At 36.6% G+C, this 393-nt stretch carries 1 pseudogene; it reads right to left on the minus strand.

Annotated elements, in window-relative coordinates:
- A pseudogene (locus E3E37_RS11420) lies at window positions 1-393 on the minus strand (hypothetical protein); the annotation flags it as partial.

Below are 393 nucleotides of genomic sequence, written 5' to 3' on the forward strand. Positions count from 1 at the left end.
TTTACCGTGACATTCCATGTCTTTTTTGTCATCGTTTCTTTATATTGAAGCATTGGCTTTGCCTCTCCAGAAAAAGTTACGCCGTTTTCTGTGCTTTTTATGTCAAATTTGATTAAATCCATGGTTCTGTTAAATTCATCAATGAGCTTTGCAATGTGATACTGCTGAGGCTTCATTCCAGTCATTGTTCCATTGAAGTAAACTACACCTCCGAAGGTATCGTATTTGATTGTTATTATTTTTGTAGTTTTGTTGAGGAACTCTTCAAATGGGATTATTGTCGTGGTATTTGACCTCTCCCTCTCAAAAACTGTCTCATTGAAAGTTATTGATATTATTGGCAGGTAGTCTCCGTTTTCCCAAACTGCAACGTTTTCTGTCAGCTCTTTTGGA

This window comes from Thermococcus sp. ES12, from assembly GCF_012027515.1.
Classification (GTDB): Archaea; Methanobacteriota_B; Thermococci; order Thermococcales; family Thermococcaceae; genus Thermococcus; species Thermococcus barossii.